This window comes from Stenotrophomonas sp. LM091 (assembly GCF_001806305.1).
In the GTDB taxonomy this organism is placed as follows: Bacteria; Pseudomonadota; Gammaproteobacteria; order Xanthomonadales; family Xanthomonadaceae; genus Stenotrophomonas; species Stenotrophomonas bentonitica_A.
In genome coordinates, this window is record NZ_CP017483.1 from 1,873,255 (window position 1) to 1,894,044 (window position 20,790).

Below are 20,790 nucleotides of genomic sequence, written 5' to 3' on the forward strand. Positions count from 1 at the left end.
TCCACAGGCGTCGGGAGGCCACAGTCGGCAAAGTCACCAGCGGGCTTCCATACGGCCGCCGACGGACCCGAATGGGGCCGGGCGCTGCCCGGAAAAAATGAATCAGTGCACGTTACATGCAATTGAGGGCGTATTCGGGTGTATCGGCAGCAATTGCCTGCCTGTTAGACTGAACGGCCTGCTCGTGAATCCCGCATTCCCTGCATGAATCCTAGTCTGCTCCTGCTGCTCGCCCTGCCCTTCCTGATGGCAGTGGCTGTCGCTTCATTCCGCCGCACCTCCCGCTCCACGGCCGCCTGGGTAGCCGCGGCCGCTCCGCTGGGGGGACTGGCGCTGTTGGCGACGATGACCCCGGCGATCATGGACGGCGGCATCGTCCGCAGTTACGGGGAGTGGATACCGCAGATCGGCCTGGCCTTCTCGCTGCGCCTGGATGGCCTGGCCTGGATGTTCGCCGGGATGGTGCTGGCGATCGGCGCACTGGTGGTGATGTACGCCCACTACTACCTCAGTGCCCGCGACAGCGCCCACCGCTTCTACTGCTACCTGCTGCTGTTCATGGGCGCCATGCTGGGCATGGTGCTGTCGGGCAACCTGTTGCTGCTGATGGTGTTCTGGGAAATGACCAGCATCAGCTCGTTCCTGCTGATCGGCTTCTGGTCGCACCGCCAGGACGCCCGCGAGGGCGCCCGGATGGCCCTGGTGGTCACCGGCGGCGGCGGCCTGGCCCTGCTCGGCGGCGTGCTGTTGATCGGCCGCATCGTCGGCAGCTTCGAACTGGATGCCGTGCTCGCCGCCGGCGATCTGATCCGCGCCAGTTCGCTGTATCCCTATGCGCTGTTCCTGGTCCTGGCCGGCATCTTCACCAAGAGCGCCCAGTTCCCGTTCCACTTCTGGCTGCCGCACGCGATGGCCGCGCCGACGCCGGTCTCGGCCTACCTGCACTCGGCCACGATGGTCAAAGCCGGCGTCTTCCTGCTGGCCCGACTGCACCCGGCGCTGGCCGGCACCGACCTGTTCTTCTATACGGTCAGCGGGATCGGTGCGATCACCCTGTTGATCGGTGCCTGGAACGCGATCTTCCAGCATGACCTCAAAGGCCTGCTCGCCTATTCGACGATCTCCCACCTGGGCCTGATCACGATGCTGTTCGGCCTGTCCGCGCCGATGGCGGTGGTGGCCGGTGTGTTCCACATCCTCAACCACGCCACCTTCAAAGCCTCGCTGTTCATGGCCGCCGGCATCATCGACCATGAAACCGGTACCCGCGACATGCGCAAGCTGGGAGGACTGCGAAAGCTGATGCCCATCACCAGCGCGCTGGCGATCATCGCTTCGCTGGCCATGGCGGGCATCCCGCTGCTCAACGGCTTCCTGTCCAAGGAAATGCTGTTCGCCGAAGCCCTGACCGCCGGGCCGGAGGCGATGCGCATCGCCATGACGATCGCCGCGCTGCTGGCCGGCGTGTTCGGTGTGGCCTACAGCCTGCGCTTCGTGCACGACACCTTCTTCGGCAAGGGGCCGCACGATCTGGACCGCGTCCCGCATGAGCCGCCGCGCTTCATGAAGGTGCCGGTGGAGATCCTGGTGGTGGTCTGCGTGGCCGTCGGCGTTGCGCCGGCGATCACCATCGCCCCGGTACTGCACGCCGCCGCCTCGTCCATCCTCGGCCCGGCGATGCCGGCTTACAGCCTCTCGGTCTGGCACGGGTTCAACATGCCGCTGGCGATGAGCGCAGCCGGTGTGGTCGGGGGCATCGCGCTGTACTTCGGCCTGCGCCGCCTGATCGACCTGCACGCGGTGGTCAGCCGCAGCATCGGCCGCAACATTTTCCACAAGCAGCTGGACCTGGTGTTCGGCTTCGCCCACCGGCTCACCCAGGGCCTGGCCAACGGCAGCCTGCAGCGCATGCTGATGGCGCTGGTGGTGGTGGCGGTGATCGTCGCCGCCGCCCCGTTCGTGGCCCATCCCGCCTCGCCCAACTGGCCCTCGCCGCAGCCGATCCCGCTGCTGGGCTGGGCTCTGTGGCTGGTGATGATGGCCTGCGCGCTGGGCGCGCTGTTCGTCTACCGGCAGCGTTTGCTGGCGGTGCTGGTAGTCGGTGGCGTCGGCCTGATGGTGTCGCTGACCTTCGTGTTCCTGTCCGCGCCGGATCTGGCCCTGACCCAGCTGCTGGTGGAGATGGTCACCCTGGTGCTGATGCTGCTGGGCATGAACTACCTGCCGATCCAGTCGCCGCCGGAGAAGTCGGTCTGGCGCAAGCGGCGCGATGCGGTGATCGCGATCGTCGCCGGTGGTGGCCTGGCTGCGATGGCGTACACCGCCATGACCCTGCCGCCCAACACCATGGCCGGCGAGCTGCTGGCACGTGCGCTGCCGGAGGCCTATGGGCAGAACGTGGTCAACGTGATCCTGGTCGACTTCCGTGGCTTTGATACCTTCGGTGAGATCACCGTGTTCGGCATCGCCGCGCTGGTGGTGCACGCCATGCTGCGCCGCTCGCGGATGGCACCGGAGCAGATCATGCCCGGCCCGCCGATCAAGCTGCCGGTGCCGGCCGATCTGGCCCAGATCATGTTCCCGCTGACCCTGACCGTTTCGATCTTCCTGTTCCTGCGCGGCCACAACGCGCCCGGCGGCGGCTTCATCGCCGGCCTGGTGCTGGCCGTGCCGCTGCTGATCCAGTACGTCATCCAGGGCACCACTTCGGTGGAATCGCGCTTCGGCTTCGATTACATCCGCTGCATCGGTGCCGGTCTGCTGATCGCCATCCTCAGTGGCTGCGCCTCGATGCTGTTCGGCGTGCCGTTCCTGACCAGCGGCCATCTGGACCTGCACATTCCGCTGATCGGCGAGGTGCCGCTGGCCAGTGCGATCGGCTTTGATACCGGCGTGTACCTGGTGGTGTTCGGCGGCGTGATGCTGATGCTCTCGATGATGGGCACGATCAAGCCCTCGCGCACCCGCAACGCCCGCAAAGGCGAGATCGATCCCACCCGCCGTTCGGCAAAAACCGGGGAGATGCACTGATGGAACTGGCCCTGGCAAGCGCCATCGGCGTACTGAGCGCGATCGGCATCTACCTGTTGCTGCGCGCGCGCAGCTTCGATGTGATCCTCGGCATGACCTTCCTGTCGTATGCGACCAACCTGCTGATCTTCGCCGGCGGCCGGCTGGTGCAGGGCAAGGCGCCGGTGCTGCGTGAGGGCATCGACAGCGACCTGGGCAACTACACCGATCCGCTGCCGCAGGCGCTGGTGCTCACCGCCATCGTGATCGCGTTTGCGATGACCGCGGTCAGCATCGTGCTGGCCATGCGCAGCCGCAGCGACAACCACAGCGACCACGTGGACGCGCACGAAGAAGAAGAGCTGCCTGCCGATACCGCGCCGGGCCGGGAGGGCGGCGCATGAACCATGCGGTGATCCTGCCCATCCTGATTCCCCTGTTCGGCGCGGCCTGCTCGCTGTTCGTCGAGCACCGCCGCTACGGGCCGAAGGTGCAGCGCACGGTGGCGTGGACCACGCTGACCGCGCTCGCCGCGGCGGTCGCACTGCTGTTCGCGCAGACCGCCGATGGCAGCATCGCGGTGTACCTGCTGGGCGACTGGCCCTCGCGGCTGGGCATCGCGCTGGTGGCCGACCGCCTCTCGGCATGGATGCTGGTGACCACCCTGCTGCTGGCCATCCCCTGCCTGCTGCACGCCTGCTCGGGCTGGGACCGGCGCGCGCCGCACTTCCATGCGTTGTTCCAGTTCCAGCTGGTCGGCCTCAACGGCGCGTTCCTGACCGGCGACATCTTCAATCTGTTCGTGTTCTTCGAGGTGATGCTGATCGCCTCCTACGGCCTGCTGCTCAGCGGCGGGCGCGGCCTGCGCATGCGCATCGGCCTGCACTACGTGGTGTTCAACGTCACCGCCTCGACCCTGTTCCTGATCGCACTCGGCCTGCTGTACGCCTCGCTGGGCTCGCTCAACATGGCCGAGCTGTCCCAGCGCATCGCCGAAGTGCCGGCATCGCACCTGACCCTGGTCAAGGCGACCATGGGGCTGTTGCTGCTGGTGTTCTGCAGCAAGGCCGCGCTGATGCCGCTGTACCTGTGGCTGCCCGAAGCCTACGCGCGTGCGCCGGCTGCCGTGGCCGCCCTGTTCGCGATCATGACCAAGGTCGGCCTCTATGCAGTGCTGCGGGTCAGCACCCTGTGGTTCGGCGACGGTGCCGGCCCGATGGCCGGCTACGGCAGCCAGTGGCTGCTCTGGGCAGGCGTGGCCACGCTGGTGCTGGGCGGCCTGGGTGTCCTGGCCGCGGCGCGCCTGCGCGTGCTGATTTCCTACCTGGTGGTGGTCTCGGCAGCGACGCTGTTCATCGCCTTCTCGGTGCGCACACCCGAAGTGCTCTCGGCCGGCCTGTACTACCTGCCGCACAGTACCTTCGTGGCTGCCGCGCTGTTCCTCATTGCCGATCTGATCCGCCGCCGCCGCGGCGGTGCCAGCGACAGGAAGGAAATCATCGCGCCGATGCCGGGCAAGGAAACGCCGGCGGTGCTGTTCCTGATCGGCGCCGTCTCGGTGGCCGGCCTGCCGCCGCTGTCCGGCTTCCTGGCCAAGGCGGCCCTGCTGGCCGGCATGCCGGCGCAGTACACCTGGGCGGTCTGGGCCGCGGTGCTGGGCAGCAGCCTGATGGTGATCATCGGCCTGACCCGCGGCGGCATCCGCCTGTTCTGGCGGGTGCCGGTGGTCGAAGAAGGCGCCCCCAAACCGCGCAAGGCGCCCACGCGCACCGTGGAGCTGTTCGCCGCGGCGCTGCTGCTCAGCTACGGCATCGCGATGAGCGTGTTCGCCGGCCCGCTGATGCAGCACACCGATGCGATGGCCACCCAGCTGCTGCAGCCGCAGGACTACGTGGGTGAGCTGCGCGCCACCACGCCGGAGATCCGCCAGCCATGACGCGCAAGCCTTCCCTCTACAAACGCGTGCTGCCCTCGCCCTCGCTGAGCGTGATGGTCGTGGTGTTCTGGCTGCTGATGTCCGACAGCTTCACCCTCGGCCAGATCGTGCTCGGCATGATCCTGGGCGTGGTGGTGCCGCTGTTCGCCGCGCGGCTGGATCGCGAGTTCGCCCGCATCGGCTCGCTCCGCCCGCTGCCCAAGCTGCTGTTCGTGACCCTGTGGGACATCCTGGTGTCCAACATCCGGGTGGCGATCCAGGTGCTGGGGCCGGAGCGGCGCATCCATCCCGGTTTCATCTGGCTGCCGCTGGATATCGCCAACATCCACGGCATCGCCGCGCTGACCAGCATGATCACGCTCACCCCGGGCACGGTTTCGGCGGCGTTGTCCGATGACCGCAGGTATCTGCTGGTGCATGTGCTGCACCTTGATGATCCGGACGAGCTGATCCGGCAGATCAAATCCCGCTACGAAGCCCCGCTGATGGAGATCTTCCCATGACCGGACATATGTTCATCCAGACCACGATGGTGGTGTGCATGCACGTGGTCGGCCTGGCCATGCTGCTGGCCACCTGGCGCCTGCTGCGCGGCCCGACCGTGCCCGACCGCATCCTCGCCCTGGACACGCTGTCGGTGACGGCGATCGCCGAGCTGATGCTGTTCGGCATGTACCTCAACTCGGCGGTGTATTTCGAAGCCGCGCTGATCATCGCCATGCTCGGTTTCGGCAGCACGGTGGTGCTGAGCAAGTTCGTGCTGCGCCGGGACATCGTCGAATGATCACCTTCATCCAGATCGTGCTGTCGATCCTGCTGCTGTTCGGCTGCTTCTTCATCCTGGTCGGCGCGCTGGGCCTGGTGAAGCTGTCCACCTTCTTCAAGCGGCTGCACGCACCGACCAAGGCCAGCACGCTGGGCGTGGGCTGCGTGCTGGTCGGCTCGGTGTGTTACCACATCTTCCTCGGCGAGGATCCGCAGCCGCGCGAGCTGCTGATCACCGTGTTCCTGTTCATCACCGCGCCGATCAGCGCGCACATGATGGCCAAGGCGGCGCTGTCGCTGCTGATGGAAACCCGGCCAGAGCTGCCGGGGCACAAGACCGCCAAGGAAGAACAGCTGCCGCCGCCGGAACCGCGCCGCGAGGACGAGACCGACGATGCCAAGGCCCCCGTTTCCCGGGATAGCCAGTAGAGCCGACCGTTGGTCGGCTGCAACACGCCTGTGAAACGGTAGGGCCGGCCGCTGGCCGGCTGCTTCAACGGTTGGCCGTCAACCTCACACGCTGCCGATCAACGCCAGCTCCAGCGCGATCCACCCGACGAAGGCCACCACCAGCACCGCGCCTTCGCGGCGGCTGATGGTGAGGTCACCGCGCAGCATGGGATAGAGCACCAGCACGAAGGCGATCGCCGCCGGCAGCTCCAGTTTCACGAACGATGCGGGCAGCGCCAGCGGGCGCAGGGCAGCCATGCCGCCGACCACCACCAGCAGGTTGAACAGGCTCGAGCCGATCACATGGCCCAGCACCATGTCACCCTGCCCACGCCGCGCTGCCGCGATCGCCGCCGCCACTTCGGGCAATGCGGTGCCGATCGCCACCGGCAACAGGCCAACCAGCAACGGCGACCAGCCCAGCCCGGCGCCGAACACCGGCGCGGCCTGCACAACCCAGCGCGCGCCGACATACAGGCAGAGCGCCGCGAACAGCAGCCGCAGGAGGTTCAGGAACAGCCCGGTGCGGGTCATGGCATAGCCGGCGATGGCCTCGCGCACCGGCTCGGATTCCAACCGCGCACGGCGCAGCAGGAACACCAGCAGCCCGACGAAGGCGAGCAGCAGAACCGCCCCTTCCCAGCGCGCGATGACGCCATCCAGGCCGAACAGGATCAGCAGCAGGCTTGCCGCCGCCAGGCACACCAGCAGCGGCGAGAGCAGGCGCGCACGGACCAGCAGCGGTGCGGCCAGCGCCGCCAGCCCCAGGGTCAGGCCGACATTGACGATGTTGCTGCCCACCGCGTTGCCCAGCGCGAGTTCTTCCGCCCCGACCACGAAGGCGCGGGCGTTGACCACCAGTTCCGGCAGCGAGGTGCCGAAGGCCACCAGCAGCAGCCCGGCCACGAACGGTGAGGCGCCAAAGCGCTGGGCCAGCCCGGAGGCGGCGCGGACGATGCTGTCCCCGCCCAGTGCCAACAGCACCAGGCCCAGCACGAACCAAACAGTGGCAGCGATCATCTGGTGCTCCCCGGTGACGGATGTGGGCCGATTCTAGGGCCCGCCCGGCCCGAACGGTGAACGCCCGCCCCGGCACCCGGGCCAGGGCGGTAGCGGTGGCTCAGGAACAGCCTTCCACGTAGTCGACCTGCGGTGTCTTGCCAACGCGCCACGCGGTCACGTTGCCATCGCCGTTGATCTCGAAGTTGATCAGCGCACCGCCCTCGGCCGCCGGGCGCACGCGCAGGTTGTGGCCCTGCGCGTCGTACTTGTGCGGGGTCAGATCGCCGCGGTCGGGGTACAGCGTCTGCAGCTGGCCCAGCGACATGCCGACCTTGCCGCCACCGGGGGCGACGGTGCGGTCGTTGCGCACGTCATAGCGGACCAGGCGCTTGCCCTCGATCATGAAAATGACGTCCTCGGCCTGTGCGCCTTCGGGTCGCAGCGCATGGCAGTAGTCGTCGGCGACCTCGCCCTGCAGCGGTTCTTTCCAAGCCGCGCGGACCTCCTCCAGCGTACTGCCCAACGCGACGGGGCCGTAGCCGTCCAGGCGTGCCGGGCCCGCTGTTGGCGTGCCCGATGCCGCCGTGGCGGGCGCGCTGGGCGCGGTGTCCGCTGCCGGCGCAGGCACCGCTGCCTCGGCGTCGCTGGACGGGGTTTCCGGCGCGCGTCCGCACGCGGCCAAGGCGAGCACCATCCCGAGTGCCATCACGCTTCCCAGCTGTTTCATGCCTGCATCTCCCGGTGAATGGGCGCAGCCTAGCGCGTGCGCCGTGTGGGCGGCATGCACACTGTCGTTGTCATCGGCGTTTCACCTGCCGCGTTCAGGCTCGGCCTGCACCGCATCGACCCCGCCCCCATGCAACCGCAGAAGACCGACCTCGCCCGCACCGCGCTGCAGGCCCACCGCGCTCCGCTGGACATGCGCCAGCGCCGGCTGTTGATCCTGTGCGATGGCCAGCGTGATCTGGTCCAGCTGGGCCAGCTGGTGGGCCCGGAGACCCCGGCGATGGTGATCCAGCTGATCCAGAGCGGGTATCTGGTGTCCAGTGCGGCCGCGGAGGGCACCGTTGTCGCCCCCGCCGCGCCCGCGCCCAGCGTGATGCAGACCGCGGCGCTGGCCCCGGTGACCGAACGCCGCCGCTCGCTGGTCGCCGCGCGGATCTACCTGCTCGACATCCTGGAACTGCAGCGCCATCCGCAGGCGGCGGCGCTGTTCCACACCCTGCAGCAGGCCCGCAGCGACGACGCGGTCATGGCCGCACTGCACGCCGCGCTGGAGGCGCTGCCCGGGCTGACCTCGACCGGCTACGCCGAACGGGTGCGGCAGCGGTTGCTGGAGGTGCTGCCGACGGCGCATGCCGAGCGGTTCCAGATCGCGGCGGTTTGAGGCTGTAGTGACCGGATCCGGTTTCGATGAGGACATTGAATTGGACGCGGCAAGAAGCTGCGCGCAGGGTAGGAGCCCTACCCGCCAGTGAGGTTTTACTAATATATGATTCCCAAATAACAGTTAAGTGGGAGTCGATCATGGTCGAAACGATCAAACTGGCGACTGCCCGGGAACTCGCCGACGCCGGAAGCCTGCGCGAAACGACGGTGACCGCGGAAGCGGGAGGCTACGTTGTCACCTTCGCCCTGGAGAACAGCGACCGTGCGTTGGCCACCAAAGATGGGACGCCGCGCATTTTCTCTGGCGTCGCGGCGGCCGCACGTGTCCTGGCCCGGTTGGGGATCACACGCTATCGCGTAGACGCCTCGGCGACGGCTGGCGCCGAGCCCCCGCGCCGCTCGCGACCGGATCGGGCTCGGATGCTGAAGCAGCTGCATGAAGACTCGGCCTATCTGGAACGCATCCGTGAAGCAGTGGCTGAAGCGCGCGCGGATTCACGGCCGGCACTGTCCGGTACCGATGCGCACCTGCACATGGCGGCGCTGAAAACGCGACTCGGTGACGAGTTGCAAACGGCATTGAAGCGCCGCCCGTCCACGAAATGACGGTTGCGTGGGGCAGGCTGGCCCTTGAGGATAGAACCCAACAACTTGTTGCCGCCTTCGAGCGCGCCATGGCACTGCCGGAACCGCGTCTGTTCATCGCAGCCGTAGCGCGAGACGATGCGATCGAGAACGAAGGAGAGGCCCTGGATGGCCCGGCGGTCTACCGCCTCGATGCCATCAAAGGGGCGTTCCTGTATGCAACGCGCGATGGCCGGTATCTGATCGCCTACCAACGCAACGGCAACGACGTTTACATTGACCGCGTGTTGCCTACCCGCAGGTCGGACGGCAGCTGAGCGCCCACTTATCCCGAGAAATTCGCCTTCAAGCCCTGCCAGCAGTGCTGGTACCCGCGCTGGCGGTGCGCTGCCGCCATGGCCTGGGCGGTCGGGCGGATCACGCCGCGGGTTTCGAACATGAAGGCCATGGTGTCCTTGATCACGTCCGGTCTGCTCAGGTCTGCGGCGGAGGCCTTCTCGAAGGTCGCCGCGTCCGGGCCGTGGCCGCTCATGCAGTTGTGCAGTGAAGCACCGCCGGGCACGAAGCCTTCGGCCTTGGCATCGTAGGCACCGTGGATCAGGCCCATGAACTCGCTGGCGATGTTGCGGTGGAACCACGGCGGGCGGAACGTGTTCTGCGCGACCAGCCAACGCGGTGGGAAGATCGCGAAGTCCATGTTGCTGGTGCCCGCTGTATCACTGGGCGAATGCAGCACCAGGAAGATCGATGGATCGGGGTGGTCGTGGCTGATCGAGCCGATCGTGTTGAAGCGGCGCAGGTCATAGCGGTACGGCGCGTAGTTGCCGTGCCAGGCGACCACGTCCAGCGGCGAATGATCGATGTCCGCGCGCCATAGCTGGCCCTCGAACTTGGCGATCAGTTCGAACGCGCCATCGACGTTCTCGAATGCGGCGTGGGGCGTCTCGAAGTCGCGCGGATTGGCCAGGCCATTGGACCCGATCGGGCCCAGGTCGGGCAGCTTCAGCAGGGCGCCGAAGTTCTCGCAGACGTAGCCGCGTGCATCGCCATCGGGCAGTTCGACCCGGAAGCGCACGCCCCGCGGGATCACCGCGATCTGCTGCGGTTCGATCTCGATCACACCCATTTCGGTGAGCAGGCGCAGGCGGCCGAGCTGCGGAACGATCAGCAGCTCGCCATCGGCGTTGTAGAAGTAGCGGCCCTGCATGTCGCGGTTGGCCGCATACAGGTGGATGCCCACGCCATGGTGGGCGTCGGGCGAACCGTTGCCGCCCATCGTGTACAGCCCCTCGACGAAATCCGTGGGCGTACCCGGCAGCGGCAACGGATCCCAGCGCAGCTGGTTGGGCGAGACCGCGCCCTGCGCGAAGTCACCGTGCAGGTGCGGCTGGGCGAAGGGGGTGAACTCGCCGTGGGTCACCGCGGGGCGGATGCGGTACACCCAGCTGCGGCGGTTGCTGCCGCGCGGCGCGGTGAATGCGGTGCCGGACAGCTGTTCGGCATACAGGCCATGGGCGACACGCTGCGGGGAGTTCTGCCCCACCGGCAGCGCACCAGGCACCGCCTCGGTGGCGAACTCGTTGCCGAAACCGGTCTGGTAGCCGCGCGATGACATCGGGTTGTTCATGGTCCTGCTCCGCCGGAGGCGTGGATGGCAAGGGAGTACAGCCGATGGCACCGGCGCGGACGCCGATGCCATCGTTGCAGCGTAACGCGGGCAGCTGCCGGTGCGTTACAGCGCGCGTCTTACAGCACGCCGCGCTTCATCTGGTCGCGCTCGATGCTCTCGAACAGCGCGGTGAAGTTGCCTTCGCCGAACCCTTCGTTGCCCTTGCGCTGGATGATCTCGAAGAAGATCGGGCCGATGCAGTTGGTGGTGAAGATCTGCAGCAGCTTGCGCTGCTTGGTCTCCGGATCGGCATCGATCAGGATCTTGTTCTTCGCCAGTCGGGCCACGTCTTCACCGTGGTTGGGCACGCGCATGTCGATCACGTCGAAATACGTCTCCGGCGTGTCCAGGAACTCCACGCCCTGGGCGCGCATCGCTTCCACGGTCTCGTAGATGTTCTCGGTGAAGCAGGCGATGTGCTGGATGCCCTCGCCCTTGTAGGCGTCGAGGTATTCGTTGATCTGGCTCTTCGGATCGGAGGATTCGTTGAGCGGAATGCGCACGATGCCATCCGGCGCGGTCATCGCCTTGGACACCAGGCCGGTCTTGAGTCCCTTGATGTCGAAGTAGCGGATCTCGCGGAAGTTGAACAGCCGCTCGTAGTAATCCGACCACTGCTGCATGTTGCCGAAGTACAGGTTGTGGGTCAGGTGATCGATGAAGGTCAGGCCGAAGCCCTTCGGGCGCGGGTCCACGCCCTCGATCGGCGCGTAATCGGTATCGAACATGCTGCCGTTGGCGCCGTAACGGTCGACCAGGTACAGCATGCAGTCGCCGATGCCCTTGATGATCGGGGCGGCGACGGCGCGGGTGTCAGGCTTGAAGTCGATCGCTTCGGCGCCGTTGCCCAGGGCCATCTGGTAGACCTCGTCGCCCGGCTTCTTGAAGCGGATCGCGAAACCGCAGGCGCACGGGCCGTGCTTTTCGGCGAAATCCGAGGCGAACGAGTCCGGCTCTTCATTGACCAGGAAGTTCACGTCGCCCTGGCGATAGACTGTGATCGCACGCTGCTTGTGGCGCAGCACGGCGGTGAAGCCCATCTTGCGGAAATAGTCGTGCAGTTCGGCGCCACGGCCGGCCGGGGCGGCGAACTCGACGAACTCGAACCCATCGATGCCCATCGGGTTTTCGAAGGTGGTGACCTGCATGCCCGGATCGGGTGCGTAGGACGCGGTGCTCGTTTGGCTGGTCATGCTGTGGCTCCAAAGCAGTCCGCATCGGAAAAAACCAGGTGCGGTAGGAAGGCAGACCCGCGAGAATGCGGAGTCCGGAACGTAGGTTATAGTTTCACATGAAACCACCATCAAGGTGCACCGCAACATGAGCCCGCCCGATCCCAGCAGTCACAGCATCCGCGCCTCGCACGCCCTGCTCGATCTGGAGCAGTTCCTGCCGTATCGGCTGAGCGTTCTGTCCAACCGTGTCAGCGGCAACATCGCCAAGCTGTATGGGGACCGTTATGGGCTGGCGATCCCCGAGTGGCGGGTGATCACGGTCCTGGCGCTGTACCCGGGCTCGTCGGCCAGCGAGGTGTCCGATCGCACCGCGATGGACAAGGTCGCGGTCAGCCGCGCCGTGGCCAGACTGCTCGAGCGGGGCTTCATCAAGCGTGAAACCCATGGCGACGACCGGCGCCGCTCGGTGCTGGCGCTGTCGGCGGCCGGTTTCGAGGTGTATGAAACCATCGCCCCGCTGGTGATCGACATCACCCGCAAGCTGATGTCCGTGCTCAGCGAGGAAGAGGAACAGATGCTGGAAACGCTGATCCTGCGCCTGGCCGGCGAAGGCCTGCAGCGGATGGACGAGTAGCGCCTCAGCTCAGGTGTTTGCGCCGCGCATGCACCCAGGGCGCGGCCAGGGCGCCGATCGCACCGCCGGCGAACCCCAGCGAGGCCGCCACGGCGGCCGCTTCGATCGCCCCGGGCAAGGCCAGCGCGGCCACCACCAGCAACAGGGATGGCAGACCGATGAAGGTCGCCATGAAGTAGCGCCAGCGCGGTGACCACGTGCCGACCTGGAGCAGGCTGACCGGCATCCATGCTTCGCCGGAGGCGTCCTGGGCGACCTTGGCGGCGACCTTGCCCAGGTCCGCTTCGACCGGCCCCTTGCCGCCACGCGCGGCAGCCAGCATCGCGGCCACCTCATCCACCGCCGGGAAGCTGGTCGGCCAGCTCTGCGGGGGGGTGACCCCATAGGCGGTCAGCAGCGGCACGCTGAGCCACGGCGCCAGCAGCGGGCGCACCTTGCGGCGATCCAGCACGCACCAGAGCTGCGTCACCCCGTGCGCGGTCACGCTGTACAGCGCCAGCTGCGCCGGCGCCGGGTACGGCAGCAGGTGCACGCGCGCGGCCATGCTGTCGTAGCCCATCGCACGCAGGAAGCCGGGGCGGGTACGCCCCTCGTGCGCCCAGGCCAGGCCGAGCGCACCGACCAGATACACCTCGGCAGGGTCCTTCGTACCGGCACTGGCGCGATCGTCGCTGGCCAGGAAGAACGCCAGCGATTTGGGTTCTTCGACGTCGTGCTGGTCCCAGCGGCCGGCATCACCGAGTACATGCCTGAGCGGCACGCGCGCCGGGGCGGTTTCGTCCTTGCTGGCGTTGTGCAGGAACGGGACCACGCTCAGCACGAAGCCCTGCAGGTCCACGCCACGGACGCCTGATCCCTGCCACTCGGCCGGGATCAGGCCGATCAGGCTGCCCTGGCGCGCCAGCGCGTCCAGCTGCGCCTTCTGCTCGACCAGTTTCTGCACCGCGGCCTTGAGCAGCACGTTGCCGGGCACGGAGACCATCGGCAGGCGGTAGCGGATCGCACCCGGCGCCGGCGTCCCGCCCTCGCCATCGAGCGCATCCGGCGCGGTCTGGTCGTCCAGCAGCACATCCACCGACGGCAGGCTCACGCCGGCCGGCGCATCGAGGGAAACATCGGTGGGGGTGTCACTGGTGCCCGGCTGCATGCGTCCAATTCCGTCGGTTGCCCGCCACGAACAGCGCGGCATGAGGTCCTTGGAGGTAGCGGCAGGGTGGCCGACAAATTGAGCGCAAAAAAAGGCCGCGGAATCCGCGGCCTCTTCGATCACGACGCCTTCGGTGGCGCCCATTGCTTGAGGAAGGCGAAGAAGCGGCCACGGTCATAGCCCTTCTTCTGCCCCTTGTCCGCTTCCAGCTCGCCGGTGAACTGCGAGTGCAGCAGCGTGCCGTCGGCGTCGAGCACGAACAGGTGCGGGTAGCCCTTCACTGCCGGGAACTGCGACAGGAACGCCGCGTTCTCGTTTTCTTCGCTGTAGTTGACCTTCATCCAGACGTAGTTGGCATCGCGGAAGCTGCGGATCTCCGCATCGCCTTCGATGAACCCGTCCATCAGATGGCACCACGGGCACCACTCGCCGCCCACATCCAGGATGATCCGCTTGCCACCGCGCTGGGCCTCGACCTTGGCTGTGGCCAGATCGGCGACCGGATCACGCGCAGGATCGAACTGGGCGTTGAGCGCCGCGATCGCGGCGATGTCCGCCGCGGCCGGGGTGTTGCCCGAGGCCACCGGTGCGCCGGGATCGGCGACCGGGGTTTTCTGCTCGGAGGTGTCCAGCGGCTGCGCAGGCGCAGCGGTGGGCGCCGACGACGGCGAACAGGCGGCCAGCAGGCCGGCCACGATCATCGACATTGCCGCTGCTTTCATGCGCATCGCGGTCCTCACTTGACGCCGTGCATCAGCTTGTTGATCAGCGGGGCGACCAGGAACAGCACCACGCCGGAAATGATCAACGCCCAGAAGCCGAAGGTGTAACCCTTCAGGGCCGATTCCACGGTCATGCCGCCTTCGCCGCTGACCACGCCGGCGAAGATGCCGGACATGTTGTTGCCGATGCCGGTGGACAGGAACCAGCCGCCCATGCCGAAGCCGACCAGGCGCACCGGGGCCAGCTTGGTCACCATCGACAGGCCGATCGGCGACAGGCACAGCTCACCGATGGACTGGATGACGTAGACCATGAACAGCGTCCAGAACGGAATCTTGCCGTCCACGACCATGCTCGACAGCGCCACCATCAGCAGCGCGAACGCCGCACCGTTGAACAGCAGGCCCAGGCCGAACTTGCGCGGGATCGACGGATTGGCGCGGCCCAGCTTGATCCAGATCCAGGCAATGATCGGGGCCAGGGTGATGATCGCCACCGAGTTGACCGACTGGAACCAGGCGGTCGGGAATTCCCAGCCGCCCAGGTTGCGGTTGACGATGTTGTCGGCCAGGAAGGTGAACGAGCTGCCGGCCTGTTCGAAGAACATCCAGAACATCACGTTGAAGGTGAAGATGATCAGCATGGCGATCACGCGGTCACGCTGGACCTTGCCTTCGCGGATGCCTTCGACCAGCAGCAGGATCGCCAGGGCGATGAACATCACACCCAGGATCCAGGCCAGCGCGGTGGCGCCGGTGGAGAGCAGGAAGAAGGCCACCGGGATCGCCACGATCGCGCCGATGAACACCATCACGATGCGGCCGTAGCCTTCGGCACCGGCCGGCGGGGCGCCAATGCCCTTCAGGCCGGCACGGCCGACGTAGAACCAGGCCAGGCTGATCAGCATGCCGATGCCCGAGGCGATGAAGACCATCTTGTAGGACGGCATCGCCTGCGTGCCGAACACGCGCTCGGCCAGATACTGGGTCAGCACCGGGGCGATCATCGCGCCGATGTTGATGCCCATGTAGAAGATGGTGAAGCCCGAGTCGCGGCGCTCATCCTTCAGGCCGTACAGCTTGCCGACCATGGTCGAGATGTTGGGCTTGAACAGGCCGTTGCCGATGATGATCGTGGCCAGGCCCAGCTCGAAGATTTCCTTGTTGGGCATCGCGACCATGAACAGGCCGGCGGCCATGATCACCGCGCCGGTCAGGATGGAACGCTGGTAGCCCAGCACCCGGTCGGCGACGTAGCCACCGAAGATGGCGGCGGCGTAGACCAGCGCCAGGTAGGCGCCGTAGGTCCGGCTGGCCGCGGCCTGGCCGGCCGAATCACCGTCGAAGAATTGCGCGACGATGTACAGCACCAGGGCCCAGCGGATCCCGTAGAACGCAAAGCGTTCCCAGAATTCGGTCATGAACAGCATCCACAACGGGCGCGGATGGCCCAGCGTGGTCTTGAACTCCGGCAGCGCCGGATCGGGAACGGATTTCGCGGCGGCGTCTACGCTCATGCGGGATTCCTGGGTTCGGTGGAAGACATGCACGTCCGATGTGCGAAAGCAGCGCGGGAGAATCCCAGACCAACCACGTTCACGTCAAATACACGCTGATGTGTACCGCTGGCAGCATGGTCGCTGAACTTGCATCTGCAACTTCCGGCCAGAGACCGGCAGCGCAGCAACGGCGGGGCCTGCCGCACCCTACGGCGGATGGGGCGGGTAAATATGAATAGGCTTATTGCGGCCGATGCCCGATCAGGCGTCCGGCGGCATCGGGTCGTCGTTGCGGATCGTGGTGCGCACCTGGAACAGCTCCGGGAAGAAGGTCAGCTCCAGCGCCTGGCGCAGGAAGCCGACTCCGCTGGAGCCGCCGGTGCCGCGCTTGAACCCGATCACCCGCATCACCGTGCGCATGTGGCGGAAGCGCCACAGCTGGAAGGCGGTCTCCAGATCGACCAGGTCCTCGCACAGCGAATACTCACGCCAGAAGCGGTCGGTGTTCTGGTAGATCCGCTCGAACACCGGGTGCAGGGCGTCGTCGGCCACGTGCGGCTGCTGCCAGTCGCGGCCCTGGTAGCCGGCCGGGACCGGGTGGCCGAAGCGGGCCAGGTAGCGCAGGAACTCCTCATACAGGCTGGGGGCATCAAGCACCTCCTGCAGCTGGGCCTGGCCGGCCGGGTCGTGCGAGAACACCTGCAGCATCTGCGCGTTCTTGTTGCCCAGCAGGAACTCGATGTAACGGTACTGCAGCGACTGGAAGCCCGAGGACGGGCCCAGCACATCGCGGAAGCCCATGTACTCCGAAGGCGTCAGCGTTTCCAGCACCGACCACTGCTCGGTCAGCTGGCGCAGCACCTGCTTGCTGCGCGCCAGCACCTTGCGGCACTGCCAGACCTCGTCGCGCTGCAGGAACCCGATCGCCGCGCGCAGTTCGTGCGCCAGCAGTTTCAGCCACAGCTCGGAGGTCTGGTGCTGGATGATGAACAGCATTTCGTCGTGGTGCGGCGGGTTGGACAGCGGCTGCTGGGCCGACAGCAGCTGGTCCAGGCGCAGGTAGCCGCCGTAGGTCAGCCGCCCCTCCAGATCGGTGTGGATACCGGCTTCGAGATCGCGTTGGTTCTTGTCGACGGACATGGCAGGGACCGCTAAAGGGGCTGAAAGGGTAGCGCAGTGACCGGGTCGCCGCGCATCCGGCCGTCAGCGGCTCACCGCTCCGCCAGATCGGCCGAACCCACGATCCTGACGCCGGGCGTGGGCACCAACGCCGCCTCGACCAGCGCGGCGGCGATGTTCCCGGCCGGATTGATCCGCCAGGCGCGCGGCAGGAGCGGACCGAGCACGCCCAGCACCACGCTGGCCAGATGCTCGCCGGTACGCCGTTCGGCGCGCTCACCGCCGATCAGCCCGGGGCGGACCAGGGTCAGCGAGGGGTAGCCCAGTTCACGCAGGTCCTGCTCCAACCGCCCTTTGACCTGGTTGTAGAAGATCCGCGAGCCCGGGTCGGCGCCCATCGCCGAGTTCAATGCGAAGGCATGCGCACCGTGGTCACGCGCCAGCCGCGCCACCGCCAGCGGAAAATCATGGTCGACCCGTGCGAAGGCCTCCTTGCTGCCGGCCTGTTTGATCGTGGTGCCAAGCGCACAGATCACGGCATCCACCGCCCACCAGTCGGCCCCGGCCGGCAGCTGCGCGAAGTCCACCACCGGGTTGAGCAGCGCTGCATCCGTGGTCTCCAGCGCGCGGCGGGTCGGGGCGATCACCGCATCGCAACGCGGGTCGTCCAGCAGTTGCCGCAGCACATGGCCCCCGACCAGTCCGGTCGCGCCTACCAGCATCACCTTCATCGCACGCTCCTGCGGTCAGATTGCCTACCATCGTGGCATATCGGGCGTCGCGGGCCCCGCGTTCAAGCCGGCGTGCCGCGCGCCGATACTGTTGCCACCTCCCCTCGCCCCGGCGCACCTCGCCGGTCACTGCCAAGGACCTGCCGCATGACGGACCCGCACGACGCTTCCCCCCGCCCCGGCACCGCCGTCGGGCGGCTGCTGTCGCGGCGACAGAGCGTGGGCACCGGGGTGGAGACCGCCAGCGAGCCGGCGCCCGGGCCCAAAGGCGGCAGCAGCGCGATGCTGCAGCGGCTGTTCGCCGGCATCGATGCGCCCGAGCCGCTGCTGGCTGCGTTCGCCAATGGCATGTCCACCCTGCCCGGCGAGCTGGGCGACATGGGCCTGCGCCTGCAGTCGGCGCAGCGCAGCGCGGACTGGGTGAGCTATGGCCGCGCGATGCGCCAGCTGATCGACAAGTACATCCGCACCATCGAGCAGGAAACGCCCGACGGCCAGCCTGACAGCCTTCGCCTGCGCGAGCTGCTGCGGCACACCGTCGGGGTGACCGTGGCCAGCCTGCTGCAGAACATGCCCGAGCTGCGCGAGGAGCCGGTGCAGCTGGCCGGTGAACTGCGCCACTGGCATCCGGGCCAGCCACTGCAGCCGATCGAACAGCGGCTGCGCGAGCTCTCGCACCAGATCGGCGTGCGCAGCGACGGCTGGCAGGAGCAGCAGGAGCTGCTGCTGAGTCTGTTCGATCTGCTGTTGGACAACATCAGCGAGCTGCTGGATGACAGCAGCTGGCTGCACGGCCAGGTCCATGCGGTGCGTTCGCTGATCGGCGGCCCGCTGGATCGCGATTCGGTCGAACAGGCGCGCGCCAACCTGCGCGAGGTGATCTACAAGCAGGGGCTGCTCAAGCAGGGCATCGTCGAATCCAAGGCGGCGATGAAGAACGTCATGGGTGGCTTCATCGAGCGCCTGGACGGCATGGCGGTGAGCACCGGCGAGTACCACGACCGGATCAGCAGCTACGCGCTGGCCCTGAAGGAAGCGCGCAGCATCGCCGACCTCAACCAGCTGCTGCAGGATGTGCTGCAGGACACCGGGCGCGTGCAGGACCAGGCGCTGCAGGCGCGCGACCACCTGGGCAATGCACGCCGTGAAGTGGAACAGGCCGAACAGCGCATCGCCGAACTGGAGCAGGAGCTGCGCGAGGTGTCCGGCTTGATCCGTACCGACCCGCTGACTGGCGCGCTCAACCGGCGCGGTCTGGACGAGCTGCTGGAGCGCGAGCTGGCGCGCGCCGCACGCCACGGCCATCCACTGGCGCTGGCGCTGCTCGACCTGGACGATTTCCACCAGACCAACACCCTGCACGGCCATGCCGGTGGCGATGCGGTACTCCGCCACCTGGTGAGCGTCTGCCAGCTGCACCTGCGCAGCAGCGATGCCATCGCCCGGCTCGGTGGCGACGAGTTCGTCCTGCTGCTGCCGGAAACCCCGGCGGCCGACAGCATGTCCACCCTGCTGCGGCTGCAGCGCTCATTGGCACAGCGGCCGCTGCCGCTGGACGAACAGCGCGTGCCGGTGCATTTCAGTGCCGGGCTGGCGCAGTGGCAACCGGGCGAGCCGGCCGAGGCGCTGCTGCGGCGCGCCGATGCGTCGCTGTATGCGGCCAAGCGGGTCGGCAAGAACCGGGTACTGGCGGCCGAGCCACCGCGCTGAGCCTGCGCCTGTGATATTCGGCGCAGCGGCGCGAATCATCCGGGTATGGACATGACACTGCCCGCCACCGACACCGATCTGCGCCCACGCTTCGCCGCGCTGCTGGAGCAGCACCGCGGCATCGTGCTGAAGGTGGCGCGCGGCTATTGCCCGCAGCACGAGGATCGGCTGGATCTGGTCCAGGAGATCAGCGTGCAGGCCTGGGCGGCCTTCGAGGCGTTCGACCCGGCGCGGGCGCGTTTCTCGACCTGGCTGTACCGGGTGGCGCTCAACGTGGCGATCTCGCAATGGCGCCGGCAGCAGCATCGGCAGCGCCACCACGCCGCGCTGGACGATGACCTGCCCGCCGCCGACGAAAGCGCGCCGCCCGAGCAGCGTCACGCGATGCACCAGCTGGAGGTCGCCATCCACGCGCTGCCGCCGCTGGATCGTGCGCTGATGCTGCTGCACCTGGACGATCACGACCATCGGCAGATCGCCGAAGTGCTGGGCATCAGCGTCGCCAATGTCTCTACCCGCCTGCACCGCCTGCGCCAGCAGCTGCGCACGCGCCTGAACCCCACCGACTGAGAGCCCCACCATGCAACCGGATGACCTCAAGCAGCTGTGGAACAGCACCAGCCAGCACGCGGATGCGCAGGAGACCTTCGCGCTGGAGGCGTGGCGCAGCCATCGGCACCGCGCGGTGCAGCGCCAACTCGGGCTCTTCAGCCTCTGGCAGGGGCTGCAGCTGGTGGCCTGGCTGGCATTGGCGGTGTACTGCGGGAGCCAGTGGTGGCAGCAACCGCCGCTGGCGGTGATGCTCAGCGCGATGGCGCTGCACGCCTATTGCATCGCGGTGATCATCACCAGCATCACCCGCCTGCATCGCCGCCGGCAGCTGGAGCCGACACACACGGTGGTGGAGCAATCGCAGCAGCTGGCCGCGCTCGCCCGGCACACCGCATTGACCGAGCTGCTGCTCGGCCTGCCGTGGTGCTGGCTGTGGCTGGCGGTGCCGGTCCTGGTGGCCTGGCAGGCCTGGGGTGTGGACCTGGGGGCCTTGGCCGCACCGTGGCTGCTGGCCTCGCTGGCGGCGGGGGCGCTGGCCATGCTGGCCGCGGTGCTCCTTGCCCGCCGCTGGGTGCAGCACGCACCGGCGTCGCCGTGGCTGCAGCGCGCAATCGAGGCGCTGTCCGGGCGCCGGCTGGCCCGCGCCCGCGCCGAGCTGGACGCCCTGAGCGGTTGGACGCCGACCTGAACCGGCCG

At 67.5% G+C, this 20,790-nt stretch carries 22 protein-coding genes; 13 read left to right on the forward strand and 9 right to left on the reverse strand.

Going from position 1 to position 20,790, the window contains the following annotated elements:
- Window positions 1–204: 204 nt before the first annotated feature.
- The 6 genes from BIZ42_RS08150 to BIZ42_RS08175 are packed head-to-tail and all read left to right on the forward strand — an operon-like array spanning window position 205 to window position 6,139.
- A complete protein-coding gene (locus tag BIZ42_RS08150) occupies window positions 205–3,030 on the forward strand; it encodes a monovalent cation/H+ antiporter subunit A (RefSeq protein WP_070426119.1) in 2,826 nt (941 codons plus the stop codon).
- Window positions 3,030–3,413, forward strand: a complete 384-nt coding sequence (locus BIZ42_RS08155; protein ID WP_019185295.1) for a Na+/H+ antiporter subunit C — start codon at window positions 3,030–3,032, stop codon at window positions 3,411–3,413. The genes BIZ42_RS08150 and BIZ42_RS08155 overlap by 1 nt, the downstream gene beginning before the upstream one ends.
- Entirely contained in the window at window positions 3,410–4,945 is a 1,536-nt protein-coding gene (locus tag BIZ42_RS08160; RefSeq protein ID WP_046273052.1) for a monovalent cation/H+ antiporter subunit D, read from the forward strand. Before BIZ42_RS08155 ends, BIZ42_RS08160 begins: the two co-directional genes overlap by 4 nt.
- Entirely contained in the window at window positions 4,942–5,448 is a 507-nt protein-coding gene (locus BIZ42_RS08165; RefSeq protein ID WP_070426120.1) for a Na+/H+ antiporter subunit E, read from the forward strand. Before BIZ42_RS08160 ends, BIZ42_RS08165 begins: the two co-directional genes overlap by 4 nt.
- Window positions 5,445–5,729, forward strand: a complete 285-nt coding sequence (locus tag BIZ42_RS08170; RefSeq protein ID WP_019185292.1) for a K+/H+ antiporter subunit F — start codon at window positions 5,445–5,447, stop codon at window positions 5,727–5,729. Before BIZ42_RS08165 ends, BIZ42_RS08170 begins: the two co-directional genes overlap by 4 nt.
- Entirely contained in the window at window positions 5,726–6,139 is a 414-nt protein-coding gene (locus tag BIZ42_RS08175; RefSeq protein ID WP_070426121.1) for a Na+/H+ antiporter subunit G, read from the forward strand. Before BIZ42_RS08170 ends, BIZ42_RS08175 begins: the two co-directional genes overlap by 4 nt.
- A gap of 84 nt (window positions 6,140–6,223) precedes the next feature.
- Here the strand turns inward: BIZ42_RS08175 and BIZ42_RS08180 are convergent, their stop codons facing one another.
- Both BIZ42_RS08180 and BIZ42_RS08185 read right to left on the reverse strand, forming a co-directional pair.
- Complete coding sequence (locus BIZ42_RS08180) at window positions 6,224–7,180, reverse strand: sodium:calcium antiporter (protein WP_070426122.1); 957 nt, start codon at window positions 7,178–7,180, stop codon at window positions 6,224–6,226.
- 100 nt (window positions 7,181–7,280) lie between these two features.
- On the reverse strand, window positions 7,281–7,889 hold the full coding sequence (locus tag BIZ42_RS08185) for a hypothetical protein (protein WP_070426123.1): 609 nt from the start codon (window positions 7,887–7,889) through the stop codon (window positions 7,281–7,283).
- A 129-nt stretch (window positions 7,890–8,018) separates the two neighbouring features.
- Between BIZ42_RS08185 and BIZ42_RS08190 the strand changes: the two genes are divergently transcribed.
- From BIZ42_RS08190 to BIZ42_RS08200, 3 genes are all read left to right on the forward strand, one after another.
- Complete coding sequence (locus BIZ42_RS08190) at window positions 8,019–8,549, forward strand: hypothetical protein (RefSeq protein ID WP_070426124.1); 531 nt, start codon at window positions 8,019–8,021, stop codon at window positions 8,547–8,549.
- A gap of 140 nt (window positions 8,550–8,689) precedes the next feature.
- Window positions 8,690–9,157 (forward strand): hypothetical protein, encoded by a 468-nt coding sequence (locus BIZ42_RS08195; protein ID WP_070426125.1) that lies wholly within the window; start codon window positions 8,690–8,692, stop codon window positions 9,155–9,157.
- A 68-nt stretch (window positions 9,158–9,225) separates the two neighbouring features.
- Complete coding sequence (locus tag BIZ42_RS08200) at window positions 9,226–9,453, forward strand: hypothetical protein (RefSeq protein WP_083279819.1); 228 nt, start codon at window positions 9,226–9,228, stop codon at window positions 9,451–9,453.
- An 8-nt stretch (window positions 9,454–9,461) separates the two neighbouring features.
- Here BIZ42_RS08200 and hmgA read toward each other — a convergent pair whose 3' ends face one another.
- Together hmgA and hppD are read right to left on the reverse strand one after the other, a co-directional pair.
- Window positions 9,462–10,763, reverse strand: a complete 1,302-nt coding sequence (gene hmgA, locus BIZ42_RS08205) for a homogentisate 1,2-dioxygenase (RefSeq protein WP_019185285.1) — start codon at window positions 10,761–10,763, stop codon at window positions 9,462–9,464.
- Window positions 10,764–10,882: 119 nt separating this feature from the next.
- Window positions 10,883–11,998 (reverse strand): 4-hydroxyphenylpyruvate dioxygenase, encoded by a 1,116-nt coding sequence (gene hppD, locus BIZ42_RS08210; protein ID WP_070426127.1) that lies wholly within the window; start codon window positions 11,996–11,998, stop codon window positions 10,883–10,885.
- A gap of 127 nt (window positions 11,999–12,125) precedes the next feature.
- Here hppD and BIZ42_RS08215 point away from each other — a divergent pair, with 127 nt between their 5' ends.
- Window positions 12,126–12,614, forward strand: a complete 489-nt coding sequence (locus BIZ42_RS08215; RefSeq protein WP_026070113.1) for a MarR family winged helix-turn-helix transcriptional regulator — start codon at window positions 12,126–12,128, stop codon at window positions 12,612–12,614.
- Window positions 12,615–12,618: 4 nt separating this feature from the next.
- Here the strand turns inward: BIZ42_RS08215 and BIZ42_RS08220 are convergent, their stop codons facing one another.
- The 5 genes from BIZ42_RS08220 to BIZ42_RS08240 form a co-directional block, all read right to left on the reverse strand.
- Window positions 12,619–13,761: a hypothetical protein gene (locus tag BIZ42_RS08220; RefSeq protein ID WP_070426128.1), complete on the reverse strand. Its 1,143-nt coding sequence runs from the start codon at window positions 13,759–13,761 to the stop codon at window positions 12,619–12,621.
- Between the two features lie 119 nt (window positions 13,762–13,880).
- Window positions 13,881–14,489, reverse strand: coding sequence for a thioredoxin family protein (locus BIZ42_RS08225; protein WP_070426129.1), 609 nt, complete (start codon window positions 14,487–14,489; stop codon window positions 13,881–13,883).
- An 8-nt stretch (window positions 14,490–14,497) separates the two neighbouring features.
- Complete coding sequence (locus tag BIZ42_RS08230) at window positions 14,498–16,000, reverse strand: peptide MFS transporter (RefSeq protein WP_046273049.1); 1,503 nt, start codon at window positions 15,998–16,000, stop codon at window positions 14,498–14,500.
- Window positions 16,001–16,243: 243 nt separating this feature from the next.
- Window positions 16,244–17,122, reverse strand: coding sequence for a tryptophan 2,3-dioxygenase family protein (locus BIZ42_RS08235; protein WP_019185279.1), 879 nt, complete (start codon window positions 17,120–17,122; stop codon window positions 16,244–16,246).
- 71 nt (window positions 17,123–17,193) lie between these two features.
- Window positions 17,194–17,832 carry an NAD-dependent dehydratase gene (locus BIZ42_RS08240; RefSeq protein ID WP_070426130.1) on the reverse strand — a complete coding sequence of 213 codons (639 nt, stop codon included), beginning with the start codon at window positions 17,830–17,832 and terminating at the stop codon, window positions 17,194–17,196.
- Window positions 17,833–17,979: 147 nt separating this feature from the next.
- Here BIZ42_RS08240 and BIZ42_RS08245 point away from each other — a divergent pair, with 147 nt between their 5' ends.
- Genes BIZ42_RS08245 through BIZ42_RS08255 form a run of 3 tightly spaced genes read left to right on the forward strand, consistent with a single transcriptional unit; the run spans window position 17,980 to window position 20,782 of the window.
- Window positions 17,980–19,542 (forward strand): GGDEF domain-containing protein, encoded by a 1,563-nt coding sequence (locus BIZ42_RS08245; protein WP_019185277.1) that lies wholly within the window; start codon window positions 17,980–17,982, stop codon window positions 19,540–19,542.
- Between the two features lie 57 nt (window positions 19,543–19,599).
- On the forward strand, window positions 19,600–20,112 hold the full coding sequence (locus BIZ42_RS08250) for a sigma-70 family RNA polymerase sigma factor (RefSeq protein WP_070427483.1): 513 nt from the start codon (window positions 19,600–19,602) through the stop codon (window positions 20,110–20,112).
- Window positions 20,113–20,122: 10 nt separating this feature from the next.
- Complete coding sequence (locus BIZ42_RS08255) at window positions 20,123–20,782, forward strand: hypothetical protein (protein ID WP_070426131.1); 660 nt, start codon at window positions 20,123–20,125, stop codon at window positions 20,780–20,782.
- Window positions 20,783–20,790 lie beyond the last annotated feature (8 nt).